This window comes from Streptomyces sp. NPDC055632 (genome assembly GCF_053618675.1).
The window spans coordinates 156,874-165,376 of the sequence record NZ_JBSHHY010000015.1; the positions used below are offsets into that span (position 1 = coordinate 156,874).

At 70.2% G+C, this 8,503-nt stretch carries 5 protein-coding genes, 2 rRNA genes and 2 pseudogenes (1 of these 9 cut by a window edge); 6 read left to right on the plus strand and 3 right to left on the minus strand.

What is annotated here, in order from left to right; translation table 11 throughout:
• Window positions 1-14: 14 nt before the first annotated feature.
• A complete protein-coding gene (locus ACWGSR_RS20870) occupies window positions 15-1,409 on the plus strand; it encodes an ATP-binding protein (RefSeq protein ID WP_376237219.1) in 1,395 nt (464 codons plus the stop codon).
• Window positions 1,410-1,418: 9 nt separating this feature from the next.
• Window positions 1,419-3,065, plus strand: a complete 1,647-nt coding sequence (locus tag ACWGSR_RS20875; protein ID WP_453568096.1) for a type VI secretion protein — start codon at window positions 1,419-1,421, stop codon at window positions 3,063-3,065.
• A gap of 7 nt (window positions 3,066-3,072) precedes the next feature.
• Here ACWGSR_RS20875 and ACWGSR_RS20880 read toward each other — a convergent pair whose 3' ends face one another.
• A complete protein-coding gene (locus ACWGSR_RS20880) occupies window positions 3,073-3,636 on the minus strand; it encodes a GNAT family N-acetyltransferase (RefSeq protein ID WP_453568098.1) in 564 nt (187 codons plus the stop codon).
• A 184-nt stretch (window positions 3,637-3,820) separates the two neighbouring features.
• Between ACWGSR_RS20880 and ACWGSR_RS20885 the strand changes: the two are divergent.
• The 4 genes and pseudogenes from ACWGSR_RS20885 to ACWGSR_RS20900 all read left to right on the plus strand — a co-directional run bounded on the left by ACWGSR_RS20885 (window position 3,821) and on the right by ACWGSR_RS20900 (window position 6,841).
• Window positions 3,821-4,513 (plus strand): annotated as a pseudogene (locus ACWGSR_RS20885) (ATP-binding cassette domain-containing protein).
• 77 nt (window positions 4,514-4,590) lie between these two features.
• Window positions 4,591-4,848, plus strand: a pseudogene (locus ACWGSR_RS20890) (ABC transporter permease); the annotation flags it as partial.
• Between the two features lie 13 nt (window positions 4,849-4,861).
• Window positions 4,862-6,109, plus strand: a complete 1,248-nt coding sequence (locus ACWGSR_RS20895) for a sensor histidine kinase (RefSeq protein ID WP_453568100.1) — start codon at window positions 4,862-4,864, stop codon at window positions 6,107-6,109.
• 57 nt (window positions 6,110-6,166) lie between these two features.
• The gene (locus tag ACWGSR_RS20900; RefSeq protein WP_376237230.1) at window positions 6,167-6,841 is read left to right on the plus strand and encodes a response regulator; all 675 of its coding nucleotides are present in this window, start codon (window positions 6,167-6,169) and stop codon (window positions 6,839-6,841) included.
• Window positions 6,842-6,916: 75 nt separating this feature from the next.
• On the opposite strand, the gene rrf is transcribed toward ACWGSR_RS20900, so the two are convergent.
• Window positions 6,917-7,033: ribosomal RNA gene (gene rrf, locus ACWGSR_RS20905) — 5S ribosomal RNA — on the minus strand.
• Window positions 7,034-7,108: 75 nt separating this feature from the next.
• A 23S ribosomal RNA gene (locus ACWGSR_RS20910) occupies window positions 7,109-8,503 on the minus strand (it continues 1,374 nt past the right edge of the window).

The following is an 8,503-nucleotide window of genomic DNA, read 5'->3' on the forward strand; positions in this document are numbered from 1 at the left end:
AGGGGCACAGACCCATGCGAGATCCGCTGTCCGTCCTCACCGACGCCTTCACCTCCTTCCTCTTCGGGAAGGTGGAGACGACCCGCCTGCCCGTCCGCACCTCCACCGGACAGGCCCAGGCCGTCTACCTGCCGACCGCGGCCCCCGGCCTCGGCGACTCCGGCGTCATCATCGGCCGCGAGGTCTACAGCGGCAAGGGCTACATCTACGACCCCTTCCAGCTGTACGGGCAGCAGCTCCCCGCCCCCCACTGGCTGGTCCTCGGCGAGTCCGGCAACGGCAAGTCGGCCCTGGAGAAGACGTACGTGCTCCGCCAGCTCCGCTTCCGGGACCGGCAGGTCGTCGTCCTCGACGCCCAGGGCGAGGACGGCGTCGGCGAGTGGAACCTGATCGCCCAGGAGCTGGGGATAACCCCCATCCGCCTGGACCCGATGGTCGCCAACGACGCCGGGATCCGCCTCAACCCGCTCGACCCGTCGATCACCACCACGGGCCAGCTCGCGCTGCTGCGCACCATCATCGAGGTGGCGATGGGCCACGGCCTCGACGAGCGCTCCGGCTTCGCGCTCAAGGTCGCCCACGCGTACGTGACCCACCACGTCACCGACCGCCAGCCGATCCTCACCGACATCGTCGAGCAGCTCCGCCACCCCAAGGCCGAGTCCGCCGAGGCGATGAACGTCGCCATAGACGACGTACGGGCCTGGGGCCTGGACGTCGCCCTCGTCCTGGACCGCCTGGTCGACGGCGACCTGCGCGGCATGTTCGACGGCCCGACGACCGTCGGCATCGACCTCGACGCGCCCCTGATCGTCTTCGACCTCTCCCACATCGACCGCAACTCCATCGCCATGCCGATCCTCATGGCGATCGTCGGCGTCTGGCTGGAACACACCTGGATCCGCCCCGACCGGAAGAAGCGCATCTTCCTGGTCGAGGAGGCCTGGCACATCATCAACAGCCCCTTCGTGGCCCAGCTCTTCCAGCGCCTCCTGAAGTTCGGCCGGCGCCTCGGCCTGTCCTTCGTCGCGGTCGTCCACCACCTCTCCGACGTCGTCGACGGAGCGGCGGCCAAGGAGGCGGCGGCGATCCTCAAGATGGCCTCGACCAGGACCATCTACGCCCAGAAGGCCGACGAGGCGCGCAACACCGGCCGGGTCCTCGGCCTGCCCCGCTGGGCGGTCGAGATCATCCCGACCCTCACCCCCGGCATCGCGGTCTGGGACGTCAACGGCAACGTGCAGGTGGTCAAACACCTCATCACCGAGAAGGAACGCCCGCTCGTCTACACCGACCGCGCCATGACGGAGTCCTCGGTCACCGACCAGGACCTGGAATGGGAGACGGAACAGCGGGCGATCCTCATCGAGCAGCAGATGAACGGCTCCTCGCAGTCGACGGTGGCATAGGCGGCACGGATGGAAACGGCACGGAAGGGAGGAGGGATCTCGGACGGGCTGCTGCTCAGCCTGTTCGCCCTCCTCCTCTGCCTCACGGTCCTGGTGTGGACGGCGACCGGCCTGGCGGGCCTGTTCGCCCACGGGTCCTGGCCGGACAGCGTCGCCTTCACCGGCACGCCGCCGGCCCTGCGCTCCCTGGCGACGGCCCCGACGGACCTCCCGGCGGCCTGGCCGGCCGCCCCGCCGGACCAGCTCTCGGGGTACGGCCTCTTCTGGGGCCTCCTGATCGGCGAGGCGATGATCCTCCTCGTCCTCGCGGTCTTCGTCCTGGGCACGGTGACCCGCTGGCGCGCGGTCCGCGCCCAACGGAAGGCGGGCGCGTACGGGACGCAGCCGGGGGACACCGTACGGGAGCCGGTACGGGAGGGCCGTGAGGCCGTACGGGAGAGCTATGAGGCCGTACGGAAGGACCCCGAGGCCCGACGGAACGCGCCCCGGCACCCCGTACGGGACGAAGACCCGCTTCTCGTACGGGATCACGCCCCCGCGCACCCGCACCCGGAACCGGAACCGGCTCCGACCCCCACCGCCCCACCCGAGCAGCACACCAGGGAACCCGTCCCCACCCCCCTGGGCCCCGTACGGGAGACCCCGAGGCCTCCCCTCCCCCCGGCCGAGCCGCAGATCCCCCCGCAGCCCCGCCCCGCCGCCCCCGGGCACCCGGCCCCCGCAGGGGCCCCCGGCACCCTCTTCGGCCCGCCCGAGGTCCGCCGCCCCGCCGCCGTCCGGGCGGTGCGGGACGCCGAGGGCCCGGTCCTCGTCGTCACCTCCGACCCCGCCGTCTGGTCGGAGACCAAGGACGCGCGCGGCAAGCTCGGCCCGGTCCTCGTCTACGACCCCGGGCACCTCTGCGACACCCCGGGCCGGCTCCACTGGTCGCCCGCCGAGGACTGCGAGGACGCGGAGACCGCCCAGGCCAGGGCCGCCGCCCTGCTCGCCCCGGTCCGCCCGCACTCCCGGCTCGACGCGGCGACCGCCGACACCGCGGAAACGCTCCTGCGCTGCTGGCTGCACGCGGCGGCCGTCGACGGGCGCCCCTTCCGGCAGGTGCACCGCTGGGCCCAGGGCTCCGACGCCCACGAACCCGTACGGATCCTCCGCAGCCACCCCAGGGCCGTGTCGGGCCTGGCCGGACTGCTCGAATCCGCCCTGACCGCGCACCCCGAAAGCCGCCGTCTGGCGCAGGAACTGACGGCCCGTGCGTTCTCGGCCCTCTCCACGGTCCACATCAGGGAGGCCTGCACCCCGAATCGAACGGATTCGCTGGCCCTGGCATCTTTCCTCCCCGAAGGGGGCACCCTCTACGTGGTGGGTGAATCGATCGAGGACCCCCGCACCCACCCCGGCGCGATGCCGCTCCTGACGGCGCTCGCCGCAAGCGTGGTCGAGCACGGCCGCCGCATGGCCGCACGGTCATCCGACGGTCGGCTCGTCCCACCACTCACCCTGGTGCTCGACGACGTCGCCGCCGTCGCCCCGTTCCCCGCGCTCCCGGCCCTCCTGGCCGACGGCGAAGGCCGGGGCCTGCCCGCCCTGGCCCTGATGCGCTCCCGCGAACAGGCCAGGACCCGCTGGCCGAACGACACGCTGGTGCCACGGGGTTAGAGCCGGTTCAGGAGACGGGCCGCTCCAACGCGTACTCCACCTCTTCCGCCGATCCGCTCCCCGGCACCGCCACCCGCTCGCCCGTCGGCGCGAACCCGAACCGCCGGTAGAAGGCCGCCGCCCGCGCGTTCTCCTCGTGCACGTACAGCCGCACCCGCTCGACCACCGGCTCCGCCAGCGACCAGGACCACTCCACGCCCGCCCGGAACAGCGCGTCGATCACGCCCGTCCCGCGCGCCCCGGGACGCACGTACACCCCCACGACGTGCGTCTGGTCCACCTTCGCCGGCTCGCCGAACCGCACCTCGTCCGAGGGCCGCTCCACGAGCAGCGTGATCGTGCCCGCCCAGGAGCCGTCCGGCCCCTCGGCCACGAACTGCCGCACCCTCCCGGCACCGCTCTCGGACGAGTCCTCCGCCCGCTCGCGCCAGAAGGAGTCGGGCCGCTCGACGGCCGCCTCGTAGGTATCGAGGAACGCCAGGTGCGCGACCGGATCCCGGAGGGCGGCGAGACGGATCTCGCGGGCCTTCTCCCACTCGTCGGCGCGGATGACACGTATCAGATGGTCCATGGCCCAGATCCTGACGACGGACGCACGCCCCTGACAAGGCATTTCCGAAGCCGCACGCCCCCACCCGCACGCCGCGCCCCTCCCACCCCGCGTTCCCGCGCGTCGTACCCCGGTACTACGCCTGGCTCCCGCACACCACCCCGGTCCGACGCCCCGCCCCTCCCCGCCTCCTAGCGTCGGAGGCATGATCCGAGCAGAGAACCTCACCAAGCGGTACGGGGACAGAACCGTCGTCCAGGACCTCGGCTTCACCGTCCGGCCCGGCACCGTCACCGGCTTCCTCGGTCCCAACGGCGCCGGAAAGTCCACCACCCTCCGCATGATCCTCGGCCTCGACGCCCCGACCCGCGGCCGCGCCACCGTCGACGGACGCCCCTACGACCGCCACCGCGCCCCGCTCACCCGCGTCGGCGCCCTCCTCGAAGCCCGCTCCGCGCACCCGAGCCGATCCGCCCACCACCACCTCATGGCCCTCGCCCACACCCACGGCATCCCCGCGCGCGCGTGGAGCGGGTCCTCGCCCTCACCGGCCTCACCGCCGACCACCTGATCGTCATCGGCAGGGGCCGGCTCCTCGCCGACACCACGGTCGACGAGCTCGTACGGACCTCCGGCGGCGCCTCCGTCAGGGTCGTCACCCCCGAGGCGGACCGGCTGCGGACCCCTGCTCCCCGCCACCGCCCGGATCACCGCCGAGGCCCCGGACACCCTCCTCGTCACCGGCCTCGACGCACCCGGCATCGGCCGCACGGCCGCCGCCCACGCCGTGCCCCTCCACGAACCCACCCCGCGGAAGGCCTCCTTGGAGCAGGCGTTCATGGACCTCACCCGCGACGCCGTCGAGTACAGGGCCGATCCCCAGGGAGCCACCGCATGACCACCCCGACCACCGAGGCACCCACAACACCCACGACACCCACGACACCCACCGCACCCGCCATCACCCCGGCCCGCGTCCTCCGCTCGGTGCCGGGCGCGATTGGCGCCTTCGTCGGCGGGGTCCTGATCGTCCCCGAGATCCTCGGAACGCTCCCGTACGAGGCGGTGGACACGGCCGTCCGGTACTTCCCCACCCAGGCGGCCGGCGCCCTCGGCTCCTCGACCCCGATCCCGGGCGCGGCCTCCCCCGGCGCCGCCCTCCCGGCCCTGCTCCTGTGGGCGTCCGCCGCCCTGGCCGTCCCCGCCCTGTTGCTCAAGCGCCGGGACGTATGAGGAAGATGACGACGTGACGACGGAGACGGAAGAACAGCCGAGCGGAACCACGGACACGGGCCTCAGCCGCCACGTCCACCGTCTCCTCACGCGCGTACGCGCCTTCGACGCCCGCCACCCCTGGCCGTGGGACACGGCGGTGACGTCCTGCTGGGTGGTGGCCGCGCTCGTGGACGCGGCGGGCGGCTGGCGGAACACCGCCCCGGACCCGACCCTGCCGGCCTGGTTCGTGACCGCCCTCAGCCTGGCCCTGACCGTGCCGCTGTACTGGCGCCGCCGCCACCCCGTGCCCGCCCTGGCCGTGATGGCGGGCGCGGCGCTCCTCAGCGACGCCTCGGGCGCCTTCCTCCAGGCCTCGTACCTCCAGCTGCTCCCGGTCTTCCACATCGCGCTGCTCCGCCCGCCCCGCGCGCTCCTGTGGGCCCTCGCCCTGCTCCTGCCGCCCCTGGTGACGGGGGCGGTCCGCTTCGCCCCGGGGAACTGGGACCAGCGGGTGGTCCCCGCCCTGTGGGCGTACGCGCTCGTCGCCCTCCTCGGCATCACGGTCCGCTCCCGCAAGGACTACACGGCGGGCCTCGTCGACCGGGCCCGCCGCCTGGAGACCGAGCGCGACCAGGAGGTCCGGCTCGCCGCGGCGGCCGAACGGACCCGCATCGCCCGCGAGATGCACGACATCATCGGCCACAACCTCTCGGTCATCACCGGCCTCGCGGACGGCGGCCGGTACGCGGCGGCCAAGAACCCCGAGCGCGCCGCCCAGGCCCTCGACGCCATCGGCACGACGAGCCGCGAGGCCCTCGCCGACCTCCGCCGCCTCCTGGGCGTCCTGCGCGACGACGAGCAGGAGGCGGTACGGAACCCCCAGCCGACCCTGGCGGACCTGGACGCCCTGCTCACCGGCGTACGCGAGGCGGGCCTGCCGGTCCGGCTCGACACCCGCGCCGAGCCTCCCGCCCAACCCCTCTCTCCCGGCGCCCAGCTGACGGTCTACCGGGTGGTGCAGGAGGCCCTGACGAACACCCTCAAGCACGCGGGCCCCGACGCGAAGGCGACCGTGCTCCTCACGTACGCCCCCGGGGAGGTACGGGCGGAGGTCACGGACACGGGAACGGGCGCCGCCCGCGCCCCGAGGGGCCAGGGCCAGGGCCTCACCGGAATGCGCGAGCGCGCGGCCCTCTACGACGGCACACTCGACTGCGGCCCGCTGCCGGCCGGCGGCTGGTCCGTCCGGCTCCGCATCCCCCTCCACACCGCCCTCTGACCTCTGCCCTCTGACCTCTGACCGAACCACCCCCCGAATCCCGGAAGGTCTCCCCTCGTGACGACCGTTCTCATCGCGGACGACCAGCCGATGCAGCGCTTCGGCTTCCGCATCCTGCTGGAGAGCCAGGACGACATGACCGTCGTCGGCGAGGCGCCGAACGGCGCCGAGGCGATCCGCCTGGTCGACTCCCTCCGCCCCGACGTCGTCCTGATGGACATCAGGATGCCGGGCCTGGACGGCATCGAGGCGACCCGCCGCATCATCGCCACGGGAGCCCGCTCCCGCATCCTGATCGTCACCACCTTCGACCTGGACGAGTACGCGTACGACGGGCTGCGCGCCGGCGCCAGCGGCTTCCTGGTGAAGGACGCCCAGCCGGAGGAACTCCTCGCCGGCATCCGTGCGGTGGCCGCCGGCGACGCGGTCGTCGCCCCGAGCCTCACCCGCCGCCTCCTGGACGCCTACATCCACCACCTGCCGCGGCAGACCCCCGCGGAGGAGCCCGACGGCCCGGAGGACCCCCGCCTCACCGCCCTGACGGAGCGGGAACGCGAGATCCTCACGGTCATCGGCCAGGGCTGGACGAACACCGAGATCGCCACCCGCCTCCACCTCGCGGAATCCACGGTGAAGACCCACGTGAGCCGCATCCTCGCCAAGACGGGCGCCCGCGACCGCGTCCAGGCGGTCATCCTGGCGTACGACACCCAGCTCGTCGCGCCGGCCTGAAAAGGCGGTGGGAAAAAGGAGGGTGAACGCAGAAAAGCCCCGCACCAGATGGTGCGGGGCTTTCCCACAATGATTGTTCGGCGGTGTCCTACTCTCCCACAGGGTCCCCCCTGCAGTACCATCGGCGCTGAAAGGCTTAGCTTCCGGGTTCGGAATGTAACCGGGCGTTTCCCTAACGCTATGACCACCGAAACTCTATGAAGTTCACGAACTCAACCGGCACGGGAGTTCGTTGCTTCAGAACTAACACAGTGGACGCGAGCAACTGAGGACAAGCCCTCGGCCTATTAGTACCGGTCAGCTCCACCCCTTACGAGGCTTCCACATCCGGCCTATCAACCCAGTCGTCTACTGGGAGCCTTACCCCATCAAGTGGGTGGGAATACTCATCTCGAAGCAGGCTTCCCGCTTAGATGCTTTCAGCGGTTATCCCTCCCGAACGTAGCCAACCAGCCATGCCCTTGGCAGGACAACTGGCACACCAGAGGTTCGTCCGTCCCGGTCCTCTCGTACTAGGGACAGCCCTTCTCAATATTCCTGCGCGCGCAGCGGATAGGGACCGAACTGTCTCACGACGTTCTAAACCCAGCTCGCGTACCGCTTTAATGGGCGAACAGCCCAACCCTTGGGACCGACTCCAGCCCCAGGATGCGACGAGCCGACATCGAGGTGCCAAACCATCCCGTCGATATGGACTCTTGGGGAAGATCAGCCTGTTATCCCCGGGGTACCTTTTATCCGTTGAGCGACGGCGCTTCCACAAGCCACCGCCGGATCACTAGTCCCGACTTTCGTCCCTGCTCGACCCGTCGGTCTCACAGTCAAGCTCCCTTGTGCACTTACACTCAACACCTGATTGCCAACCAGGCTGAGGGAACCTTTGGGCGCCTCCGTTACCCTTTGGGAGGCAACCGCCCCAGTTAAACTACCCATCAGACACTGTCCCTGATCCGGATCACGGACCGAGGTTAGACATCCAGCACGACCAGAGTGGTATTTCAACGGCGACTCCACCATGACTGGCGTCACGGCTTCACAGTCTCCCACCTATCCTACACAAGCCGAACCGAACACCAATATCAAACTGTAGTAAAGGTCCCGGGGTCTTTCCGTCCTGCTGCGCGAAACGAGCATCTTTACTCGTAGTGCAATTTCACCGGGCCTATGGTTGAGACAGTCGAGAAGTCGTTACGCCATTCGTGCAGGTCGGAACTTACCCGACAAGGAATTTCGCTACCTTAGGATGGTTATAGTTACCACCGCCGTTTACTGGCGCTTAAGTTCTCAGCTTCGCAACCCCGAAAGGTCACTAACCGGTCCCCTTAACGTTCCAGCACCGGGCAGGCGTCAGTCCGTATACATCGCCTTACGGCTTCGCACGGACCTGTGTTTTTAGTAAACAGTCGCTTCTCGCTGGTCTCTGCGGCCACCCCCAGCTCACGGAGCAAGTCCGATCACCAGGCGTGGCCCCCCTTCTCCCGAAGTTACGGGGGCATTTTGCCGAGTTCCTTAACCATAGTTCACCCGAACGCCTCGGTATTCTCTACCTGACCACCTGAGTCGGTTTAGGGTACGGGCCGCCATGAAACTCGCTAGAGGCTTTTCTCGACAGCATAGGATCATCCACTTCACCACAATCGGCTCGGCATCAGGTCTCAGCCT

Bases quoted from the DNA above. Each gene is read 5' to 3' on its own strand.
- ACWGSR_RS20880 (WP_453568098.1), bottom strand. From the start codon at position 3,636: ATGGACCATCTGATACGTGTCATCCGCGCCGACGAGTGGGAGAAGGCC.
- ACWGSR_RS20870 (WP_376237219.1), top strand. From the start codon at position 15: ATGCGAGATCCGCTGTCCGTCCTCACCGACGCCTTCACCTCCTTCCTC.
- ACWGSR_RS20875 (WP_453568096.1), top strand. From the start codon at position 1,419: ATGGAAACGGCACGGAAGGGAGGAGGGATCTCGGACGGGCTGCTGCTC.